We start from the raw sequence: 20,820 nt of genomic DNA, 5'->3' as shown, positions 1-20,820 counted from the left end.
AGCGATGCCGCCACCACTGGCGCGATCACGTGCTTCTCGCTCGGTAGCAAGCCCAAGTCGGTGAAGCTGCGTCGGGTCGAAGCGGTCAAGGACTTGGGTGCCCTGGAAGGCGGGCGCACCGTGAGCCGCGAGCGCCTACAGGAAGCGCCCCGTTGGACCTTGCTCATGAGCGCCGCCAAGAAGGTTCCCGAGGGCTACGTCGAGCTCGGCGAACTCTGTCGCGTGCACCGCGGAGCGGTCACCGGCGCTAACCGCGTCTGGATCAACGGAGCAGCCGAGCACGTGCTGCCCGAGCAGGTGTTGCAGCCGTCGGTGACCAAGGCCCGTGAGTTGTTCTCCGCTGGTGCGTCCATCGCCACGGCTGACCAGCTGCGCCGGGTAGCCGACCTCCCCGAAGACCTGGATGTGCTGGATGCCGAGGACCGTGCGCTCGTTGACCGCTTCCTCAAGTGGGCCAAGAAGCAGGGCACGGACAAGGGCTACATCGCCAGCCACCGCAAGGCGTGGTGGTCGGTCGGCCTGCGTGCCCCTGCTCCCATCCTCGCGACCTACATGGCTCGCCGCCCGCCGACGTTCGTGCGCAACCTCGCCGAGGCCCGGCACATCAACATCGCGCACGGGCTCTACCCGCGACAGGCGATGGACAGCGACGTGCTTGACCGCCTCGCCGAGTCCCTGCGGGGCGCTGTCACGCAGTCGCAGGGGCGCACGTATGCAGGCGGGCTGACGAAGTTTGAGCCGCGCGAGATGGAGCGAATCCCCGTCCCGTTTCCGGAGAACCTGCTCAACTAGAGGCGATGCCTCTGGTGCCAGCACCCGTCTGGACAGACGAACAACTCGAAGCCGACCGCCAAGCTGCCATCGGAATCTTCCGACAGGAGCGCATGGAGGAAGCGTTGGAGCCGTACTCCGACGCGTTCGAGAGTGCTCGGCAAGCCGTTGCCACGCTCATCGAAATGACCGTCGATCTAACGCGCTTCGACGAGTTGGCCGTGGACATTGTCTGCGACGCGGACCTCTACACCGCACTGCGCTACGTGGCCGGTCCGCCCATCTCGCACGACGACCTCAAGACCCTGGCCGACGTCAACACCGACAGCGTGAACGTGCATCGCGCCAACCCGCACTACGGCGCAGCGATGGTCGAGACCGTGATGCTCGGCCACGACCGCGGCCGGTTCCCTTGGATAGGCGAGGACCGCGACCCCACTGAGGCTGAGCGAACGACGGCGATCATCTCGACAGCAGCGCTCATGGCGCAGCGCAAGGTGATGACCGCCAGGGCGAACGAGAGCAAGGACTTGCAGGAGCAGGCGACCGCTCAGGCGCTCGTCGCGGCGGGGTTCACGGGGGTCGCTCCCCGCAACATCCCCACGATCCAGCAGGCACCTGCGCCGGGCCAGTTCTGCCATGAGAGCTTGGTCGCTGGCAGGAAGGCCGACCTCGTCGTGCGGTTGTGGGACGGTCGGCTCATGCCGATCGAGTGCAAGGTGTCCAACAGTTCGCTCAACTCGGTGAAGCGCCTCAACAACGACGCCGCCGTGAAGGCGGGCCACTGGCTTGCTCAGATGGGAGCGGCGCAGACGGTTCCCGTCGCGGTGATCGGTGGCGTGTTCAACCTCGTCAACCTGCGTGCCGCTCAGGACGCGGGGTTGAGGCTGTTCTGGGCGCACGACTTCCAGAAGATGATCGACTTCATCAACGCGACGAAGTAGCCAGCTGCCCCTCGTACTTCGCCAGCGCCTTGTCGAGCGTCGCGAAGTCCTTGTCCGAGATTTGCACCAACGCCTTACGGAGGTATGCGTGCCACGTCTCGGGCTTGTTGATGAAGCCCATGCGATCGATCAGCGGCTTGAACTCCATGCCGTCCCTCGCAGGCACCGGCTCCCGGTGGAACTTGAAGCGCACCGACTTGTTGAACGTCTCGCCGGCGATCTCGACCGGCTTGGTGTCCAGCCCTGACGTGATCTCGCCGACGGCAAACACTCGCGCCCGGTCGCGGGTGGGGTTATGGAAGGCACCGCGGGTCACGTAGAACACGCAGCGGTCGCCCTTGCGGAGAAGGCTCGTCTGCCGGATGTGATCGCGGAAGGCCATCCGCTTGTGATCGACCACCCAATCCAGCGCCGTCGTGTCCCCAATGACGAACAACCACGCCGACATGTGTCGACCGTACCGCCATGGCTGCCTACGGCGCTGCCAGCTGCGCGAGCCCTAACCCCACCACCACCCGCCCTGTAGCTCTGCGGCCAACAGTGGCCGATCTGGCCGGGGATGCGGGGCGCTACGCAGCCCGGCGGCGCATGCGCTTGCGCTGCCGCTCGGTGGTGCCCGCCCACACGCCCTTGATGCTCGGGTCGCTCATTGCGAAGGCGAGGCAGTCGTCGCGCACCGGGCACCGGGCACAGACCTTCCGGGCGGGTCCGACGTTGACGCCCTTCGTCGGGAAGAACGTGGCGGGGTCGGTGTCTCGACAAGCTGCGTCGCGGTGCCAGTCCGGGCGCAGCTGGTCGAGCATCAGCGGCGACCCCTGAGCGCCGGGAACTTCCGCTCCAACACCGCTCGGTCACCGGCGGGTCCGGTGGACTTCTTCTTGCCGTTCGTCGCGGGGCCGCTGGGGCGGGAGTTGGGGAAGGCGTCGGCGGGCGGCGCTTCCTCGGACTCCTGCTGGACGAAGGCGGGGTAGCGGTCCACGACGGACGTGACCACCTGGCCGACGGTGGTGGCGTCCACGGTGCCGTCGTCCTTGAGCGCCTTGCCGAGATCGTCGTGCGCCAGCTTCCACGCACCCTCGGCACCGTTCTCGGTCCACGCCACGTTGCGGGTGGCCCGCTCCCATGCGAGCTCCAGCTTGAGCGAACGGTTCTCGGCCAGCGTGGCTTCGTCGGCGGTGGCCTTCTCGAGTTCGGCGACACGCTCGGCGAGCGCCTGCTCCCGCTTCTCGGCCTCCTTGCGCAAGCGGCGGTGCTTGGCCGCTTCGTCGCTCAGCTGCTTGATGCGAGGAACCTTGGCTTCGTCGTCGGTGAGTTCGGCCGGCTCCTGCTCGTCCCCCTCCCCAGCGGCATCATCCGGCGGGACAACGTCACCGGACTCGTCCGCTGGGGAGGGACCACCGTTGCCCTCATCCTCCGGCATGAACGTGCGCAGCCCGAGGGCCACGGCGAAGGCGGGTCGCAGGTCGAGCGGTGCGGGATGGCAGCGGTTCATGCGACCTCGTCCCAGAGGTCACACGCAGCCTTGGCGTTCGCCGCCGACGACTCCGGCAACGCCAGGCGGAAGCCGTTGTCGTGGTCTTCCAGCGGTGCACGCCAGTCGCCTTCGACCTCTCCGAGGCGACGCCCGACGATCGTGGGCAGCCCGTAGACGCGGCCGGTGTCGAGAGCGACGAGGACGTCGTGCTCGGCGTGCTCCAACGGGTAGCCCTCCGTCGAGGCGAGGTACTGATGCATCTGGCGAGGCGAGGGCCATGAGCCGGTGGCTCGCTTCCACTCGTACGCCGTGAACGCGACGTACTGCGGCTCGACCCGGATGAACTGGTCCTCGGCCAGGGCGCTCATGCGGGAACCGCGGTCTCGATGGGGAAGGTGACCTTCTCCTGGCTGCCGCCGGTGTAGGTGACGAGCAGGACGAGGCTGCGGTCGCCGGCCTCGGTGGTGCGCATCTCCACGAACTGCGTGGCGGTGACGGTCTTGATGGTCTGGGCTGCCATGGCTCCTCCTAGATGAAGCTGAACTTGGGGCGGGTGAGCGGGTACTTGGCGAACACGGCTTCGCCGTAGGCGAACGGGTCGGCTTCGATGGCCTCCACTTGGTCGACGAGGCGCTCGACCTCTTCGACCTTGGCGAGCAGCGCCCGGTGGCGGGTGCGGAGCCCGGACAGGTCGCTGCGGTCGCCGCCGGACTGCGCTGCGGCGAGGGCGTCACGCACCTCGCAGAGCTCGGCCAGCACGTCGTCCCGGTAGCTGCCCACGTCGGCGGCGATGCGAGCGGCTTCGTCCTCGCCGGCGGCGATGGCTGCCTGCCGGGCGGCGTCCACCTCGGCTTGGTACTGCCGGCGCTGGTTGTCGCTCAGGCCCGAGAGGTCGGCCAGGGCGGCTTCGGCCTGGGTGACGGTCGCCTGCGCCATCAGTGCCGGTCCAGCTGCGGGAACTTGGCGACGAGGTCGGACCGCTCGGCGGCGTCCTGGCGGGCCTCGGCCTGCTCGGTCGCACCGATGGCTTCCTCGGCGCTGATGAAGTTCTTGGCTCCCTCGTTGGCGACCCGCCGCATGGTGCTGGCGGTGCCTCGGAGGTAGTCGGCGTGCTTGCCCATCAGTGGTTCCTCTCGTGGATGGCGTGTGCGATCTGGTCGTGCGTGGCCCCAGCTGCCACCAGGGCGTCCAGCACCTCGGCGGGGTCGGCGGCGTCGATGGCTGCCACCGAGCGGCGGTAGATGTCGAAGCCGTGATCGATGAACCCACGCAGTGCCTCGCTGCGGGAGCGCCCCGTGGCGGCGGCTACCTCGTCGAGTGCAGCCCGCTGGTCGGGTCGCAATCTGACGAAGAACTCCTCCGTGTATTGGGCTTGCTGGGCTGCCATACAACCCACCTTGCAGAGCCCTCGGCATGGTGAGCAAGGACCGCTTCTTCGATATGCGGGACTGCTGTATGTCGGTCGTCACATCGACAAGTCACCTGCTAGCGAACCGAGTTTCGAGTTCTCCTGAACATCTCGCCGCAGGTCTCTGACACTGACCTCATGACCAAGCCCAAGACCACCGCCAAGTACCCCTTCACCGCCGAGGAGATCGCCGCCGTGCGAGACACCGAGCTCGTCAGCTGGGCCACCGTCGCCCAGCGGTTCAGCCTCGGCAGCCCCGGCGCCGCCCGCCGGGCCTACAGCGCCCTCGTCCGGCCGCACACCGAGAGCGTCCTGCCCGGTCGCCTCCCCGGCACCGCCAAGGTGACCCCGGTGCACCTCGCCGACGCCGACCTCGCCACCATCGCCGAGGCGATCGTCGGGCGCACCATCGTCGTGCAGCGGGCCAAGGGCACCGAGGACGTGGCGGTTGCCAAGGTCACCAGCGTCAAGGGCGGCACCGTCAACCTGCACGACGGCAACAAGGCCCGCAGCGTCAAGGCCGAGGCCATCGTCGCCATCAAGTAGCCACCATCACCCGCCCGCCCGTCGGCCCGGCTGCCACTGCGGTAGCCGGGCCGACTGACGTTCAGATGAAGCCCTTGCCGAGCGCGTCTTGCAGGAAGTCGCGGCACACCTGCTCGTAGCTGTCGCGGTCGGCCAGCGCCCCACGCTTGCGCAGGGAGCCGTTGAGGGTCGCGATGGTGGCGCTCACCTCGTTGCCGTCGGCAGCGGCCTCGTAGTCGGCCTTGGCGGTCAGCAGATGCGAGTACACCAGCTGCGTCAGCTGAGTTGCCGTCTTCGGCCGGGTCGGTGGGTCGTACGCCGACAGGTCGAGGTCGGCGAAGGGGTCTTCAGTCAGTGCCATGGATGCCTCCGGTTAGTGGGTGTCGAACAGTCCCCATCGACGCTGGGAGACTTCGCCGGTCCGACCTGGCTCGGACCTACACCACCGGCGGTAACAGCATCCGGCTCGCTTCACGACGACGTGCGCCGTGGTGCCCGCCACTGTGGAGGCGAGCGGTCCGGGTGTCAAGACCGTGGAGGCGACGGGATTCGAACCCGCATCCTCAACCTTGCAAAGGTTGCGCTCAGCCAGTTGAGCTACGCCCCCGAGGGGAACCGTCAGCGTAGGCCAGCCCTCGCGACGGCATCCCACCGTTACCCGTCGCCCTCCACCAGTCGGAGGTCGGGCTTCGTCGCCGGGGTGGCGAGCAGTGCGGCGAGGCGTTCGGCGATGGCTGCCTGCTCCGACTGCGTGGCGTGCTGGTACCGGATCGCCGCCGCCTGGCTCTTATGGCCCATGCGGGCCATGAGGTCCTTCGTGCTCGCGCCGGTCAGTGCGGCGAACGTGGCAGCTGCGTGGCGCAGGTCATGGAAGCGCCGACCCTCCCGGCCGACCGCGACCGTCGCCGGCAGCCACACACGCTTGCGCCAGTTCTGGTTCCTGACGAGCCCGCCCTCGGGAGCCGTGAACAGGTACGCGGTCGGCCCGCTCGCCACGTGCGTTGCGAGGTGCACCCGCAGGGCGTCCACCGCCTCGGGGTGGAGCCAGACCGTGCGCCGCCCGGCGCTCGTCTTCGTCTCCCCGACGTCGATGGCGCTGCCGCCCTGGCGAACGATCTGCTGGACCACCCGCACGGTGCCCTTGGTCAGGTCGATGTGACGGCGCTGTAAGCCGACCACCTCGCCCCACCGGAGCCCGCCGAAGCCCGCCAGCAGGACCATGGCCGAGTACCTATCTCCGACGGCAGCTGCGAACGCACGGACCTCGTCGGCATCGGGCGGCTCGTCGTAGGCGAGGCTGTAGTCGGGCTCCTGCGCCGCCCCTCTGATCTGGCAGGGGTTCGCGCCGAGCAGGTCGTCCTCGACCGCAGCGCCGAACAGCTGGCGGAGCAGTCGGTAGACCTTGGCGCACGTGGCCCTCGAGAGGCTGCCGTTCTTCGGGTTGCCGTTCTTGGGCTTCACGAGCAGCGCCGCCCACCACGCCTTGACCTCGGCCTTGGTGACCGCGTCGAGCGGGCGGTCGGCGAAGGTCGGCGCGATGTGGTTCCGGTAGTGGAGCCGGTAGAGCGACAGCGTGTTCGGCCGCACGTCACCCTTGGCCTTCGCCGCGAGCCATGCCTCGGCGTGCGCCCCGAACGTGATGCCCTCACCGGCGACCGACTCCGACTGCTTGGGCTTGCCCGAGTGGAGGGCATCAAGCTCGGTGCGCAACCACGTCTCGGCGTGGCCCTTCAACGCGAAGGTGCGCGAGTGCTGCTTGCCCTCGGCGTCCCAATAGCGAGCCCGCCAGTTGCCGGTCTCCTTGCGCTTCGTCACGCTGCCGCGACGGCTACCTGTGTTCACTGCTCCTCCTCGGATGTACATGCGGCATCCCCACCGATGCCGCGAAGGTCTTCGGGTACTGGCGTCGGCTCGCTGCCGTCGTGCCAGACGATGTGGTCGCCCTCCCGGTGGCCGACGACCTCAAACTGCGGCTCGTTGTCGCTCACGACGCCACCGCCCGCCGGGCCTCGGCCTCGGCATCCAGGCGTGCCGACTCCAAGACGCCCCTCGCCGTGGAGGCGTACCAACGTGCGCCGCCGTGGGCGGTTGGAATGCCGCTGGCGTTCAGGGCATCGGCGCACCCCTGCCACGTGGCACCAGCTGCCCGCCACCGCCCGACCAGCTGGCGCACGGCGGTCGGGACCACCACCGGCCGACCCAACCGGGCACCCCGCATCTTCAGTGCCGCCAGGGCGTCACGGGTGCGCTGCCGGATCAACTCCCGCTCGTAGGCAGCGAACGACGCCATGACGTTTGCCATCAGCTGCCCTTGCGGGGTGCTGAGGTCGATGCCGAGGTCCAGGCAGACGACGTTCCACTTCTCCTTCTGCGCCCGCTCCATCAGGCCGGCGAAGTCGAGGAGGCTCCGGCTCAGCCGGTCGAGCTTGGACACGACGAGCGTGGTGGCCTCGCCCGAGCGCAGCTGCGCCAGCGCCGCCGTGATGCCCGGCCGGTCGAGCGTTGCCGCCGTGTAGCCGTCGTCGGTGATCCAGGTGACCGACCAGCCTCGGCGGTTGGCTTCGCTGGCGATGCGCTCCCGCTGGGCGTCGAGCCCAAGGCCGGAGCGTGCTTGTTCCTCGGTGCTGACTCGGAGGTACCCGAGCACGTGTTGTGTGGTCATGGCCGCGCAGTAAACGGACCTCGACCAGAGAAGTTCAGCCCATGGGTTGGTTAGGCCTCGTCGGCCTCCCACGACTCCGCGTCGATCGCGTCGGGGTTGTACCCGTCCTCCCAGACGATCATCGCTTCGAGCGCCAGGTCGAACTTGGTCTTGACCCCGACCTCGACCTTCATCGGAGCCTTGCCCATCACCCGCTCCATGATGAGCTCGGCGGCACGCAGGCGGTCCTTGGGTGCGGCCTTCTTGTCCTGCACCACCTCGCCGAGCACCTCCACCGCCGCGACGAGGTTGTCTCGCAGGAGCTCGTACGCCTTGTCGAGTCGGCGACGGGTCAGTTCCTCGTGGACACGCAGGGGGACGACCTTGGGCGGGCGTCCGGCCCATCGGCCGTTCCGGTCGCGTCGCTGACCGCGAAGTAGCTCCTCCTCGGACCACACCGAGAGGTCCTCGGTGCCGTTCAAGATGGCGAGGTTCGTCTTGCCGACGCTGACCTTGTTCGACTTCATGGGGAGCACCTTCTGGGGCGGGAAATGGCCGGGCACGGCTCAGCATGCAGAGCGCAGGGATGGCGTGTCGGTCAGCCTCCAATGTCGAAACCATTACCACTACCTTTCTGCGTATTCTTAGTTATTGCGTAGCCACCTACACCGGGTTGGGTGCCTCGGTATTGCTGCTATAGAACACACTTTCTACGTATAGTTAGTAAGTCGAAGCTGACTGTTTCGGCAGGTGGGCATCCGCCATGCAGCTACGTACTAACTAAGAAACCGTAGAAAGCCGCCAGACGGTTTGAGGCCTGCCGCCACTGCTTCGCGACTCGCTGCCGACGTGCCCGTGCTTCTCCAAGTAGCGGAGTACACCGGCAACCTCTTCGGCCTTCGCGTTGCCGGCGAACACCGAGCGACTGATCTCCGTCTGAGTGAGCTCGTTGTCGGGAGCACGCTCCAACGCCGCCAGCACCTTGTCGGCCATCGGGTTCCCGGTGCGCCGCTCCTCGTCACCGAACAGGTAGGTGATGGTCGCCCGGCAGTACCGCCAGACAGCCCACGCCGCCTCTAGGTGGTCGCGCCGGATGACCGGCGACCCATCCCACAGGGCGTACGTGAGCGCCACCCGCAACACCTGCGCCTCGCTGCGACTGACGAGGCTCCCGACGATGCCGCCTGGCACGTCCTCGGCCATGGTGGCGTAGAGGTCTTCCCAGAGCGCTCGGGCCTCGTTGTCCTTGTGCACCACGGCGATGTCGCGGGCGAACTCCAAGGCGTGCATCACCTTCACGCCCCACCTCATCTCGTCCTCGGGCGTGAAGTCGCCGCCGTGCGGGAGCAGCTGGGACCGCGCCGCGAAGCAGAACAGGAAGCGGTTCGCGAACCCGTTGGCGACGTCGGTGGTGGTGAGGGTGGCCTCCATCTCCTCGCAGGTGATGTGGCCGAGCAGGCTCACATGAGCCCCGGTGGCTCTCATGGGTCCGGTCTTGACGCGGTTGTCCAGGTTGCCGGTGTCCCATGCGTCGCGAACGACGGCGCTGAGCGTCGCGCCCTGACGAGCCTTCGCCGCCATGAGTCCGGCGAACTCGGGGATGGCGAACATGGCCCGCTTGTCGCGTGGCTCCTTGTCCTCGTCGTCCTTCTTCGGGTCAGCGACCTCAGCGATCAGACCTTCACCGCTGCCGACCGACGAGAACGTGCGGTACTGCATCCAGTAGCCGTCGGCGTGCCGGAACACGTTGCTGATGCGGGTCAGGCTCGTGCCCTTCCGAGCCCGGGACGAGTCGCCGACGATCAACGGGAACAAGCGAGCCGTGTGCTTCGCGCCATCAGCGATGGTGTGCGGTCCCGGTCCGATGGCGTTACCGAAGTAGGCCATCGCCGTCAGCAGGAGGGCGGCGGGGTCGGCCTCGGTGTGCGGAGCGATGGCCTTCACCAGCTTGCCGGGGAGCCCATGGAACGCCTGCGCGTCCAGCTGGGGTCGCGGTGCTCGTTCGCCGGCCTTCTTCTTGGTGAACACGCCTGGCGTCCACCCCTCTGGCACGTTCTCCAACGCCGACTTGAGACTGTCGAACGCCGCCTGCTCCGTGAACGGGCGGGGCTGACCCTCGCTGTCGAGGTCGCCGCACTGGCTGACGTAGATGCGCATCGCCTCGCGGGCCACCGGCTCGGCCACGTCCCTCAACTGCTGCGCGAAGTCGAACGCGACTGCCGCTCGGCCGTTGTGGATGCTCCCCGCTGGCACATCGGTGTAGAGGCGACGCAGAGCCCACGCCGCACACTCCGCCGCCTTCGCGCTCCCGGTCGCTGCCTGCGCCGGGCTCTTGGCCTTCGGTCCGTCCAGCTGCGTTGCGGTGACCCGAACGAAGTCCTGCACGCCGAACCCGGCGGCGAGGTGGTCGCTCGCGTCCTTCCCCTCCTTGGCGATCTTGACGACGATGTTCTCCACCACCGGCCGGAGGGCGTCGTACAGCTGCTTGGCGTGACGACGTCCGATGGCATCGCGGTCCGCGACGATCGTCACCCGCTCGGCTCCGGCGAGGTACGCCGTGTGCGCCGGACGCCACTTCAGAGCGCCTCCGGGGTTGCAGGTGGCGACAACACCCGCCGCTGCCAATGCATCGGCGTCCTTCTCACCCTCGACGACGAAGATCATCTTCCGGGTGCGCTTGGCGTCCATCACCTGCGGCAGCCGGTAGAGCACCGGGGTCACTCCATCGACACCCTTGGCCCACCCGGACCCGACCGCCTTCTCCTGAGTGAAGGACTTGGGCTTACCGTTCAGCCCCGGCTCCCATCGGACGACGCGGAACAGGGCCTCGCCTTCCTCATCGGCGTAGACGTAGGTATCGGTGGCGGTTGGCCGGCGACCGTCCGTACCGTTGGCGCTGCCTGACCGCTTGCCCGTGGTGTTGGCTTGAGTGCCCCGGCTCCGACCAGCCGGGGTACTCGACTGTTGAGGCGTCACCGGACCGCCTTCGTGGCGCACGACTCGATGTAGTCGTGAAGGTCGAGCCACCGGAACAGCACCCGGCCTCCGACCTTGTACGTACGCACGACGCCCCGCTCTCGGAGCGTGCGCAGGTGGCGCAGGGTGATGCCGAACTCGGCGTGCGCTTCGGCGTAGGTCAGCTTGTCGTCAGGGCGGTAGACGACTGGGTCCGCGACAGCGGGCATGGGTCACCTCGGAGAGTTGATTCCGAGGGCTCCCGCAGCACCGGGTTATCGCTGCGCCATGACCCGCATCCTGCCCTTGTCTCGGGATGCGGCAGATTCCGAGGGCGGTGAGTCTCCTCCCGACCAAGTGCGCCAGCCGGGGCCAGCGCCGAGGGGCAAGGTACAGACGGTGTCGGTGCCTGGCAAGCCTCGGCAGTTCAAGAAACCCAGCAAACACAAGGGTTTCTGGATATCCGGACGATCCTGGCGTGGGCTACGTGTGGCCTGGCCCCTGCGGCATCGGCCCTGACCTGGGGAAAGTGTCGGCTTGCAAAGCAGGTGCTCTAGCCAACTGAGCTACGTCCCCGTGGAACCGTCGAGCTTACTGGCCCACTGAGGGCCGGCCCCAGGCCGACCCGACCGACCCGGGACCACCGAAACCCGACCTGCTGTGCGCGCTCAGCCACCCACCAGGTGGCCAAGCGCTCACAACACCGAGGGAGTGGGCTGCAACCGACCTGCTGTGCGCGCTCAGCCACCCACCAGGTGGCCAAGCGCTCACAACACCGAGGGAGTGGGCTGCAACCGACCTGCTGTGCGCGCTCAGCCACCCACCAGGTGGCCAAGTGCTCACAGCAGCGAGGCGCAGCTGCGAGGCGCAGCAGCGAGGCGCAGCAGCGAGGCGCAGCTGCGAGGGGGGGCGAGGCGAGGCGGGGGGGTTGGCGGCGGGGCGGCGGACGCTGCGAGGGGGTGGCGGCGCCCATCAGGGGGCGGGGGCGACCTCGACGCGGTGGATCGGCCAGCTCTGGGCTTCGGCCAGGGCGGTGGCGGCCGCGATCAGGACCTCGTCGAGGTTGAAACCGTGGCGGGGATAGGACGCGACCCCGGCGTGCAGGACCGTGCCCGGCAACCGCTCTTCGGCCAGCGATCGCAGGTGCGTGGTGGCGGCCAGGACAGCGCGCTCCTGGCGCTGGTCGAACAACGCGAGATAGCGGCCGTCGACCAATCGGCCGATCGCGTCGGCATCGTCGAGGGCGTCGCCCAACAGTTGGCCGATGGTGGCGGGCGACTCGCCGCCCGCCCGGACGGACAGCACCGCGACCCACAGCTCGTCGCAGCGCTCCCGGGCCGCGTCGATCCGTTGGCTCACGATGAACCGGATCAGCGAGTCGCTCGCCAGCCCCGATTCCGGATCGAACAACGGTCCCCCCGCCATTCCGTGCGCCACGGGTTCCGAACCCTTCTCGTCGAGGGCCCTCCACTCAGCCATGCCCCATTCGTCGGCAGGTGGTGGGTCGCCATGAGGGTTTCGGACTATGAATCCGGCCTGCACTGCCACCCGATCGCACTAGTCACCCAGCACCTCGGGCGCCACGTCACACCTCGCTCCACCCGACCGACTCCTCCCGTCGGCACCCAGCCACCCGCTGTGAGCGATCGCGTCGCACGGGTGAGGCGGAGGTTGCCGGCGAGCGACCCCCGGGCCACCGAACACGGCGGACACGCTCCCAGCGAGCAAGGGGCCACCCACCGGCCGACGGGGCGACGCCCAACCAGCTGACTCTTGTCACCGCAGGTGGCCGACCAGCATCGCCCCGCCCGGTCGAGCGGCGCCTCCGGTAGAACGGACGCATGGCGACGCATGAGGTGTTCAACCAGTCGGTACCGCTGGTCGGCCACGACGTGGCCGGTCTCGACGTGGCGCTCCTCGAGGGCGTCGAACGGGAGGGAGGGAGCGGCCACCTGGCCGACGTCCGTGCGATCGGGCGCCGGGCGGGCGAAGCGCACTGGATCCACGCAGGCGAGCTCGCCAACGCCAACCCGCCCGCGCTGCACAGCCACGACCGCTTCGGTCAGCGCATCGACGAGGTCGAGTACCACCCCGCCTACCACGAGCTCATGGAGGCAGCGGTGGGCGAAGGCCTCGCAGGCGGACCGTGGGCCGATCCTTCACCGGGCGCCCACGTGGCCCGCGCCGCCAAGTTCGCGATGTGGACCCAGGTCGAGGCCGGCCATGGCTGCCCGATCTCGATGACGTACTCGATCGTGCCGGCGCTGCGCGCGGAGCCGTCACTCGCCAAGGCCTGGGAGCCGTTGCTGACCTCCCCCACGTATGACCCGTCCGGCCAGCCGGCCGTCGCGAAGCGGGGTGCGATCGCCGGCATGGCCATGACGGAGAAGCAAGGCGGCTCCGATGTGCGAGCCAACACCACCCGCGCCGCACCCACCACGAGGGCCCGGGGCCCCGGTGAGGAATACGCGCTGACCGGTCACAAGTGGTTCTGCTCGGCGCCGATGAGCGACCTCTTCTTGATGCTCGCCCACACCGACACCGGCCTGTCGTGCTTCGCCGTGCCGCGCTGGCTGCCCGACGGCAGCCGCAATCACATCGAGATCGAACGGTTGAAGGACAAGCTCGGCAACCGCTCCAACGCGTCGAGCGAGATCGAGATCGACGGTGCCCTCGGCCGGCTCGTCGGCGAAGAGGGCCGAGGCATCGCGACGATCCTCACCATGGTCAACCACACACGTCTCGACTGCGTGATCGGCGTCGTCGGTCAGATGCGCAGCGCCTTCAGCCAGGCCATCCACCACGCCCGCCACCGAGCGGCATTCGGCAAGCTGCTGATCGACCAGCCGCTGATGCGCAACGTGCTCGCCGACCTGGCCGTCGAGTCCGAAGCGGCCACCATCACCATGACCCGCCTCGCCGGCGCTTACGACCGCGGGGAACACGACTTCGCGCGCATGGCCACTGCAGTCGCCAAGTATTGGATCTGCAAGCGAGCACCGGTCTTCGCAGCGGAGGCACTCGAGTGCTTCGGAGGCGCCGGCTACATCGAGGAGAGCCCCATGCCGCGGCTCTACCGCGAGAGCCCGCTGAACGGCATCTGGGAAGGGTCGGGCAACGTCATCTGCCTCGACGTGCTGCGCGCCGCCGCCCGCGAGCCCGACTCGCTCGCTGCGTTCCTCGCCGAGCTCGACGCGGCCCGCGGTGCCGACCGGCGGCTCGACCAGGCCGTCGCCGACCTGCACGCCGAGCTGGCGAACCCCACCGACTTGGAAGTGCGCGCGCGGCGCCTCGTCGAGCAGGCCGCCCTCGCCTTCCAGGGCTCGCTGTTGGTGCGCCATGCGCCAACCGCCGTGGCCGACGCCTTTTGCGCGACGCGCCTCGGCGGCGACGGCGGCCGGGCGTTCGGTACCCTGCCCCCCGCTGCCGACCTGGCGGCCATCCTCGACCGCGCCTGGCCGGCCTGATCGACGCCGACCTGAGGTTGGCCTCGACTGTGCCCGGCCGCCCTGCCCGACACCGAAGCGGCGAAGCCCCGGTCGACACACCTTGGCCGCCCACGGCGACACCCAGCAGGGCTGATGGGGACACGACCGGGCCACACACGCCTCGCGGACTACGTTCGGCGGATGCACCGCGCTGGCAGGCACCGCCCGATCACCGTCGCCGGGGTTGCCGCTTCGGTCGTGTTGCTGTTCGTGCTCAGCGCTTGCAGCACCTCGGGCCAAGGTCTCGGCGCGTCGTCGTCCACCGAGGCGCCGACGTCCAGCACCTCGTCCGCTGGCAGCTCGACCACCGCGGGGTCCACGCCGACCCCGAAGATCGCCTGGCATTCGTGCGGTTCACGCGAGTGCGGCACGCTGCGCGTCCCGCTCGACTACTCGAAGCCCAACGGCCGTTCCATCGAGCTCGGGCTGGTGAAGATCCCGGCTCGCAAGAAGTCGTCCTACAAGGGTCCCCTGCTCGTGAACCCCGGCGGGCCGGGCGCCTCGGGCATCGAGTTGGCCGAGTCGCTGCCCTGGTCATCGGCCATCCGTGACCACTTCGACGTGATCGGCTTCGACCCCCGCGGCGTCGGCGAGTCCACCAAGATCACATGCGGGATCCCGGTCGAGCAGCTGTACCACGTCGATTACGTGCCCGACAGCCAGGCCGAGCTGCAGCAGCTGCTCAACGTGTCGAACCGCTACGTCGACGACTGCGACACCAAGTACGCCAGCGTCTTGCCCCACCTCGGTACCCGCGACGTGGCGCGCGACATGGACTCGATCCGCCGCGGCCTCGGCGTCGACAAGATCGACTACCTCGGGTTCTCCTACGGCACGTCGATCGGCCAGGCGTACGTCGGGATGTTCCCCACACATGTCCGTGCGATGGTGCTCGACGGGATCGTCGACTTGAACCAGTCGGGGATCCAGTCGGCGCAAGGCCAAGGGATCGCGTTCGAGAAGCTGCTCGACGGCTTCGAGGCGTGGTGCACGGCCCGGTCCGGTTGCGCGGCAGGGCCCGACCCCAAGGCGCTCGTGCAGCGCGTGTACGACAAGACCCAGCGCGGCACCATCCCCGCGCCCGAGGCCGACCGGCCGTTCGGTCCCGGCGAGTTCCAGCTCGGCGTGATCGCGCCGCTGTACCAAGGACAGGCCGGCTACGCGTCGCTCGCTTCCGCGCTCGCCGCCGCCGACCACGGCGACGGCTCGAGGATGGTCGACCTCGCCGACTCGTACTTGTCGGCGGGCGGCACCGAGATCTACTTCGCGGTCAGCTGCCTCGACCAGTCCTGGCCCCGTGACCCCAACGCAATCGTGGCCGGCGGCAAAGCCATCTCAGCGCAAGCCCCACTGCTCGGCGAAGCCACCGTCACCGACTACATCCGCTGCGCCCTGTGGCCCACGCCACCGCAGCCGCTGCACACGCCGACCACCTCGCAAGCTCCGCCGATCGTGGTCATCAGCACCACCGACGATCCTGCCACGCCCTACGAAAACGGGGTGCGGCTGGCCCGCGCGCTCCCCCACGCGATGTTGTTGAGCCACACCGGGTCGGCCCACACGATCTATGGGCAGGGCGACTCCTGCGTCGACGACATCGTCGAGAGCTACCTGGTCGACCTGACGCCGCTCCCGGCGAACGCCCACTGCGACTGACCGTCTCGCAGCCTCGGGGCGCGACCCTCGACGGCTGATGTCGACGCGACGGGCCAGGGGCTGCGGACCGGCGACCGGTCTCAGCTCGACGGCAACTTGATCTGCAGCACCGTGCCGGACACGACCCGCGTGGTCTGACCCGTCGAGGAGACGGCCGAACCGTTCACGATCACTTTCCCCGTCGTGAAGTCGGCCGGGACCTGGAACGCCACCCACACCGTGCCGTTCTGCGGATCGAGATCCTGACCCGCCACCACCGAGCCGTTGGGCAACTGCAGCTCGAGCTCCTCCGGCGGGATGCTGCCCGACACCGAGCCGGTCCAGCTGTACGACATCCTCAGGCGCAGGAACGCCTTGTCGAGGCCACCGGGGTGCTTGTCGGCGCGCCGGCCACCCCACCACGTGAGGCGCGCGGACTGCACCGCCAGGGTCACCGTCGAGTTCGCGCTGACATAGCCGGGCTTGGAGAACTCGATGAGCGCCATCCCGGTGGGTCCAGGGCTCTGGACCACGTCGGCGCGCCGGAGGACTTTCGGGTTGCCCGGGGCCGGGTCGCCCGTCAGCAACGACACGCGTTGGGTCACGCCCCCGTCCTTCATGACGAGGTCGACCGACTTCGCCGATTTCGGGACCGCGATGGCGAGGTCGGCTCTGCCGGTGGACGTGCTGAACTCGTCCAACCCATCGGCGACCGAGCTGACCGGCTGACCGTCGACCACGACCGACAGCTCGGCCAATCCGTAAGTCGAGTTGGCCGCGTCGCCCACGGCGTCGCTGGCCTCGCCGTCGAGCGCAGTGAGCCGCGCGGCAACGATCTTCACGTCACCCCCTGCCTGGCGGGTGCGGTCGCCCTGACCGAAACGGTCGACCGTGCCAATTGCATCGACTTGGACGCCGCTCTCCCAGCCCTGCATCACCACGGGCTTCGACAGCGCATGGAGATCGAGCCCGAGGCCATCGGCCGCCGAGGTACCGCGGTACACGGCCACCGTGCCCTCGCCGGGCTGCGCCACCGGTGCTGCGGGGGGCTCGAGCCCACCGGCGTCGCTGGGCGCGCTCTTGCCATCGGGCCGCTGCAGCTTCAACCCGCCGGTGAGCGCGGAGGGGCGATCGTCGATCGGCGAGCTCGCCACGCGGAGGTGGGCCTTGCCGTCGGAAGTGGTAGCCGTGAGGCGATAGCGGAGCCACGGTCGGCTGGTCGCGCCGTCGACGAAGAGCACCGGCCCGCACCAGACCTCGTCTTCGATGTCGTCCTTCGAGGCGCCCGCCGGCGGATCGGAACGCTTCGCGAAGTAGCAGCGGCTCTTGCCGTTCGTCGCGCCGTGACGGCTGGACACCTCGTGCTGGAGGTGCTGTTGGGCGGCATCGAGAGTGTCGCCTGCCTGGTCGATCGACTTGCCGTCCCAGGTGAACTTCGGCTTGGCGGACCCCAAGAGGAACACGAACAGCACGACCAGCACGGCGGCGACGGCCACGAGCGCGCCGCCGACCACCACCAGACGCCGTTTGCCCCGCGACGGTCGCGGCGCGACGCCGGCTCGGGCGGGGGCCCCACGCGGGGAGCGGGCGGAACCTCCGAGCGCGTCCGTGCTGTCGACGTCGCGACGACCTCTGGCTGCCCGCCGCCTCGCCGCCGCCTCGCCGCTGTTCGCCGCGGTCTCCACCCCGCCCGCCCCGCCACCCGGGTCGAGGGGTTGACGGGTTTCGGTCCAGTGCTCGCCGTCCCACCAACGCAGCTGATCAGCGTGCTCAGGGTCCGGATACCAGCCGGGCACGGGGAGGTTGGTCATACGTGATCCGCCATCTCGAGGTCCGACAACGTGGGCGCCGCCCCTTACCCACGCACCCGCAGACTATTGCCACGCCCACATCGCGACACGTATGCCGACCGCACCGCGCCGCAGCCCGGGCATCGATGCGGCGACGAGCGCGGCAACGACGTCAGCCCGCCAAACCGTTGCCCAGCAAGGGCTCGAGGGTGAGATCGGGTTGCTCGCCGAGCACCCGTTCGAGCCAGTACTTCGACTCGAACAGCGCCAGCACCGAGCCGTCGGCCCGCTCGAGCACCCGCACACCCCGCATCTGACGCAGCGCGCTCGCGGACTCGGCATCGGTGCGTCGCGCCACGGTGTAGGCAGTGGGCGAGAGCTCGACGGGCGCGCCGAACTCCTCCTCGAGCCGGTACTTCGCCACATCGAACTGCATGGGACCGACCGCCGCCAGCACCGGCGCCTGATCGCCGTCGTCGGCGTCGCGAAGCACTTGCACCACACCTTCCTCGTCGAGTTGGGCGATGCCGCGGCGGAACTGCTTGAAGCGGCCCGTGTCGGTGACCCGCGCCACCACGAAGTGCTCGGGCGCGAACGCCGGCACGCCGGGGAACGTCACCGGCTCGTCGATCCACAGCGAATCGCCGACGCGCACCTCGTTGGCGTTGACCAGGCCGACCACGTCGCCCGGCCACGCTTCCTCGACCGTCTCGCGGTCGCGTCCGAACAAGCTGTGGGCGTACTTGGTGTTGAAGTCCTTGCCGGTGCGATCGTGGGTGACGACCATCCCGCGCTCGAACCGTCCCGAACACACCCGCATGAACGCGATTCGGTCGCGGTGTGCGCGGTCCATGTTGGCCTGCACTTTGAACACGTAGCCCGAGAACGGGGCGTCGAGCGGCCGGGCGTGGCCGTCGACGTCGGGGCGGGCCGATGGCGATGGCGCCAGCTCGACGAGCGTGTCGAGCAGCAGGCGCACCCCGAAGTTGGTGATCGCCGACCCGAACAGCACCGGCGTCGACTCGCCTGCGAGGAACAGCTCGGGGTCGACGTCGGCCCCGATCTCGGCCAGCAGATCGAGCTCCTCGGTGGCCGTCGACCAGGCGGAGCCTTCCTCGGCTTCGGCCTGCTCGATCCCGACCACTTCCTCGGGAGCGATCGACGCGCCGCGGGCGACCCGGGTGAAGCGCCAGTACTCATCGGTCCGGCGGTCGACCACGCCGCGGAAGTCGCCGGCGCGCCCAACCGGCCACGTGACCGGCGTGGGCCGCAGGCCGATCGTGGACTCGATCTGGTCGATCAGCTCGAGCGGGTCGAGCCCAGGTCGGTCCCACTTGTTCAAGAAGCTGAGCAACGGCAGCCCCTGCTCCCGGCACACCTCGAACAGCTTGAGCGTCTGCGGCTCGATGCCCTTGGCCGCGTCGAGCACCATGACGGCCGCGTCGCAGGCGGCGAGCACCCGGTACGTGTCCTCGGAGAAGTCGCGGTGGCCCGGGGTGTCGAGCAAGTTCACGACATGGTCGCGGTACGGGAACTGCAGCGCGGTCGACGTGATCGAGATGCCGCGCTTTTGCTCGAGCTCCATCCAGTCGGACGCGGCCGAGCGTCGCCCCTCGCGGGCCTTCACGGCCCCCGCGCCGGTGAGCGCGCCGCCGTACAACAGCAGCTTCTCGGTGAGGGTGGTCTTGCCCGCGTCGGGGTGGCTGATGATGGCGAACGTGCGCCGCCGGGCGGCCTCGACGCTCGCCCGGTTCCCGACCGCGGATCCGTCCGCCGCTCTGGCGAGGTCTGTCATCCGGATGCCGCGACGAGCCTCGCGACTTCGTCGTCGAAGTCGCTCACCGGCCACTCGCCCGAGTGGCGGTAGTACACGGTTCCGTCGGGCTTCAGCATCACGATGAACGGATAGCCCGGCAGCCCGAACGACGCAGCCGCCGTCTGCTTGGCGTCGTCGGCCAGGTTCGCCACCGGCCACTTCAAGTCGGTGAGCCACTGCGACGGCGGCCAGTTCGGTGCGTTCTGCGCCGACCCGGTCGTGACCGAAAAGAGCTGCACGCCCTTGGGCAGGCCCTGCTTGGTCCATTCACTGACCAGCGCCGGGACTTCGCGGTTGCAGTGCGGGCACCAGTGGGCCACGAAGAAGACCACAGTCGGCTTGCCGCTCGCGGCGATGGTGATCGGCGAACCGTCGAAACGCTGACCCGTGAGCACGGGGGCCTGCTCGCCGACGGCTGGGTCGACGTAGCAGTCCGAGGGCGTCTCGGGGTAGCTGGGCAGCGCCTTGCCTTTGGCCGTGACGCTGCCGAACTCGGTGGTGACCTGCCCCAGCGACGGGAGCGTCGGGCTGGGCCCGCCGCTGATCAGCGACAAGTTCGCCTTGGCCGGCGTGCAGGAAGTGGTCGACGACTGCGTCTTCGTCTTGGTCGACGATCCGCAACCGGTGGCTGCCGCGGCCACCAGCGCGACCATCGCCACGGACAACAGACCGAGGCGCCACGAGCGGCGATGGCGAGTGCCCGTGTGGGCTCGGGTCGGATCAAGAGAGGGGGTCATCAGGGCTTCCCAAGAGATGTGGAGTGATGGCGGCGTCACCAGGGTGCCGTACGGCGACGCCAACCAGTACCGCGACGGTCACGAAACCGGTGAGCGCCATGAACGGGATCGTGGCGAACCCAAAGCGTTCGAACCAGATGATGTTGCACGGGTTGAGCGCCTCGCAGCCACTTCCGCCTTCGAGCGACGGGATCCGTTCGAGCAGGTAGTGGTAGACCGCGAGGCCCGTCCCGACGATGGACAACGGCAGCGCATACCACCACACCCCCCGGTCGCGGCGCATCGCACCGATGCCCAACACCACGGTGAGCGGGTACATGCAGATGCGCTGGAACCAGCACATGCGGCATGGCGGCAGGCCGCAGACCTCCGACAGCCACAGGCTTCCGCCGGTGCAGACCGACGCGACCGCGAACGCCAGCCACAGCCCCCACTGGCCGAGCCGCTCGGCAACCGGCCGCAGCGATCGACGGGCCGGCGTCGACGCGAACGAGGCGATCGCGCCCACGAGGCACACCAGCACGAACACCAGCGCCACCAACGTCAGCACGCCGAACACCCACGAGGCCCGGTTCAAACCCGTGGTGATCGCCACGAGCGTCACCGGTCGGTGGCCACCGTCGCGCGACCGCTGCC

25 protein-coding genes and 1 tRNA gene are annotated in these 20,820 nt (G+C 69.0%); 5 read left to right on the top strand and 21 right to left on the bottom strand.

What is annotated here, in order from left to right:
- Window positions 1–792, top strand: a 792-nt coding sequence (locus VHA73_14440) for a hypothetical protein (protein HVX19225.1), incomplete at its 5' end; no start/stop codon positions are given.
- Window positions 793–797: 5 nt separating this feature from the next.
- Complete coding sequence (locus VHA73_14435; GenBank protein HVX19224.1) at window positions 798–1,715, top strand: XamI family restriction endonuclease; 918 nt, start codon at window positions 798–800, stop codon at window positions 1,713–1,715.
- Here VHA73_14435 and VHA73_14430 read toward each other — a convergent pair.
- The 8 genes from VHA73_14430 to VHA73_14395 all read right to left on the bottom strand — a co-directional run bounded on the left by VHA73_14430 (window position 1,699) and on the right by VHA73_14395 (window position 4,576).
- Window positions 1,699–2,163, bottom strand: a complete 465-nt coding sequence (locus tag VHA73_14430) for a hypothetical protein (protein ID HVX19223.1) — start codon at window positions 2,161–2,163, stop codon at window positions 1,699–1,701. The two genes, VHA73_14435 and VHA73_14430, sit on opposite strands and share 17 nt — an antisense overlap.
- A 121-nt stretch (window positions 2,164–2,284) precedes the next feature.
- A complete protein-coding gene (locus VHA73_14425) occupies window positions 2,285–2,518 on the bottom strand; it encodes a WhiB family transcriptional regulator (GenBank protein HVX19222.1) in 234 nt (77 codons plus the stop codon).
- Window positions 2,518–3,207, bottom strand: a complete 690-nt coding sequence (locus VHA73_14420; protein ID HVX19221.1) for a hypothetical protein — start codon at window positions 3,205–3,207, stop codon at window positions 2,518–2,520. Before VHA73_14420 ends, VHA73_14425 begins: the two co-directional genes overlap by 1 nt.
- Complete coding sequence (locus tag VHA73_14415; protein ID HVX19220.1) at window positions 3,204–3,557, bottom strand: hypothetical protein; 354 nt, start codon at window positions 3,555–3,557, stop codon at window positions 3,204–3,206. Before VHA73_14415 ends, VHA73_14420 begins: the two co-directional genes overlap by 4 nt.
- Window positions 3,554–3,709, bottom strand: a complete 156-nt coding sequence (locus VHA73_14410; GenBank protein ID HVX19219.1) for a hypothetical protein — start codon at window positions 3,707–3,709, stop codon at window positions 3,554–3,556. The genes VHA73_14415 and VHA73_14410 overlap by 4 nt, the downstream gene beginning before the upstream one ends.
- Before the next feature lie 8 nt (window positions 3,710–3,717).
- Complete coding sequence (locus VHA73_14405) at window positions 3,718–4,125, bottom strand: hypothetical protein (GenBank protein ID HVX19218.1); 408 nt, start codon at window positions 4,123–4,125, stop codon at window positions 3,718–3,720.
- Window positions 4,125–4,310, bottom strand: a complete 186-nt coding sequence (locus VHA73_14400) for a hypothetical protein (protein HVX19217.1) — start codon at window positions 4,308–4,310, stop codon at window positions 4,125–4,127. Before VHA73_14400 ends, VHA73_14405 begins: the two co-directional genes overlap by 1 nt.
- Window positions 4,310–4,576: a ribbon-helix-helix protein, CopG family gene (locus tag VHA73_14395; GenBank protein ID HVX19216.1), complete on the bottom strand. Its 267-nt coding sequence runs from the start codon at window positions 4,574–4,576 to the stop codon at window positions 4,310–4,312. The genes VHA73_14400 and VHA73_14395 overlap by 1 nt, the downstream gene beginning before the upstream one ends.
- Window positions 4,577–4,735: 159 nt before the next feature.
- On the opposite strand from VHA73_14395, the gene VHA73_14390 reads away from it, so the two are divergent.
- Window positions 4,736–5,143 carry a hypothetical protein gene (locus VHA73_14390; GenBank protein ID HVX19215.1) on the top strand — a complete coding sequence of 136 codons (408 nt, stop codon included), beginning with the start codon at window positions 4,736–4,738 and terminating at the stop codon, window positions 5,141–5,143.
- A gap of 61 nt (window positions 5,144–5,204) precedes the next feature.
- Here VHA73_14390 and VHA73_14385 read toward each other — a convergent pair whose 3' ends face one another.
- The 9 genes from VHA73_14385 to VHA73_14345 form a co-directional block, all read right to left on the bottom strand.
- Window positions 5,205–5,483 (bottom strand): hypothetical protein, encoded by a 279-nt coding sequence (locus VHA73_14385; protein HVX19214.1) that lies wholly within the window; start codon window positions 5,481–5,483, stop codon window positions 5,205–5,207.
- Window positions 5,484–5,656: 173 nt separating this feature from the next.
- Window positions 5,657–5,729: transfer RNA gene (locus VHA73_14380), tRNA-Ala, on the bottom strand.
- A gap of 47 nt (window positions 5,730–5,776) precedes the next feature.
- Window positions 5,777–6,937, bottom strand: a complete 1,161-nt coding sequence (locus VHA73_14375; GenBank protein ID HVX19213.1) for a tyrosine-type recombinase/integrase — start codon at window positions 6,935–6,937, stop codon at window positions 5,777–5,779.
- Between the two features lie 23 nt (window positions 6,938–6,960).
- Window positions 6,961–7,110, bottom strand: coding sequence for a hypothetical protein (locus tag VHA73_14370; GenBank protein ID HVX19212.1), 150 nt, complete (start codon window positions 7,108–7,110; stop codon window positions 6,961–6,963).
- Window positions 7,107–7,784 (bottom strand): recombinase family protein, encoded by a 678-nt coding sequence (locus VHA73_14365; GenBank protein ID HVX19211.1) that lies wholly within the window; start codon window positions 7,782–7,784, stop codon window positions 7,107–7,109. Before VHA73_14365 ends, VHA73_14370 begins: the two co-directional genes overlap by 4 nt.
- Window positions 7,785–7,834: 50 nt before the next feature.
- Window positions 7,835–8,290, bottom strand: a complete 456-nt coding sequence (locus tag VHA73_14360; GenBank protein HVX19210.1) for a hypothetical protein — start codon at window positions 8,288–8,290, stop codon at window positions 7,835–7,837.
- Between the two features lie 253 nt (window positions 8,291–8,543).
- Window positions 8,544–10,484 (bottom strand): hypothetical protein, encoded by a 1,941-nt coding sequence (locus VHA73_14355; GenBank protein ID HVX19209.1) that lies wholly within the window; start codon window positions 10,482–10,484, stop codon window positions 8,544–8,546.
- A 251-nt stretch (window positions 10,485–10,735) separates the two neighbouring features.
- Entirely contained in the window at window positions 10,736–10,948 is a 213-nt protein-coding gene (locus VHA73_14350) for a hypothetical protein (protein ID HVX19208.1), read from the bottom strand.
- 742 nt (window positions 10,949–11,690) lie between these two features.
- Window positions 11,691–12,197, bottom strand: coding sequence for a hypothetical protein (locus VHA73_14345; GenBank protein HVX19207.1), 507 nt, complete (start codon window positions 12,195–12,197; stop codon window positions 11,691–11,693).
- A 362-nt stretch (window positions 12,198–12,559) separates the two neighbouring features.
- Between VHA73_14345 and VHA73_14340 the strand changes: the two genes are divergently transcribed.
- Both VHA73_14340 and VHA73_14335 read left to right on the top strand, forming a co-directional pair.
- Window positions 12,560–14,185 carry an acyl-CoA dehydrogenase family protein gene (locus VHA73_14340; GenBank protein HVX19206.1) on the top strand — a complete coding sequence of 542 codons (1,626 nt, stop codon included), beginning with the start codon at window positions 12,560–12,562 and terminating at the stop codon, window positions 14,183–14,185.
- Window positions 14,186–14,347: 162 nt separating this feature from the next.
- Window positions 14,348–15,862 (top strand): alpha/beta hydrolase, encoded by a 1,515-nt coding sequence (locus VHA73_14335; GenBank protein ID HVX19205.1) that lies wholly within the window; start codon window positions 14,348–14,350, stop codon window positions 15,860–15,862.
- An 80-nt stretch (window positions 15,863–15,942) separates the two neighbouring features.
- On the opposite strand, the gene VHA73_14330 is transcribed toward VHA73_14335, so the two are convergent.
- From VHA73_14330 to VHA73_14315, 4 genes are all read right to left on the bottom strand, one after another.
- A complete protein-coding gene (locus tag VHA73_14330; protein HVX19204.1) occupies window positions 15,943–17,652 on the bottom strand; it encodes a DUF2510 domain-containing protein in 1,710 nt (569 codons plus the stop codon).
- Window positions 17,653–17,803: 151 nt separating this feature from the next.
- On the bottom strand, window positions 17,804–19,426 hold the full coding sequence (locus tag VHA73_14325; GenBank protein ID HVX19203.1) for a peptide chain release factor 3: 1,623 nt from the start codon (window positions 19,424–19,426) through the stop codon (window positions 17,804–17,806).
- The gene (locus tag VHA73_14320; GenBank protein HVX19202.1) at window positions 19,423–20,184 is read right to left on the bottom strand and encodes a TlpA disulfide reductase family protein; all 762 of its coding nucleotides are present in this window, start codon (window positions 20,182–20,184) and stop codon (window positions 19,423–19,425) included. The genes VHA73_14325 and VHA73_14320 overlap by 4 nt, the downstream gene beginning before the upstream one ends.
- Window positions 20,168–20,788, bottom strand: coding sequence for a disulfide bond formation protein B (locus tag VHA73_14315; protein ID HVX19201.1), 621 nt, complete (start codon window positions 20,786–20,788; stop codon window positions 20,168–20,170). Before VHA73_14315 ends, VHA73_14320 begins: the two co-directional genes overlap by 17 nt.
- Window positions 20,789–20,820 lie beyond the last annotated feature (32 nt).

The sequence above is a fragment of the Acidimicrobiales bacterium genome, from assembly GCA_035547835.1.
GTDB lineage: Bacteria > Actinomycetota > Acidimicrobiia > Acidimicrobiales > Iamiaceae > DASZTW01.
This window is presented reverse-complemented; position numbering and strand designations above follow the sequence as displayed.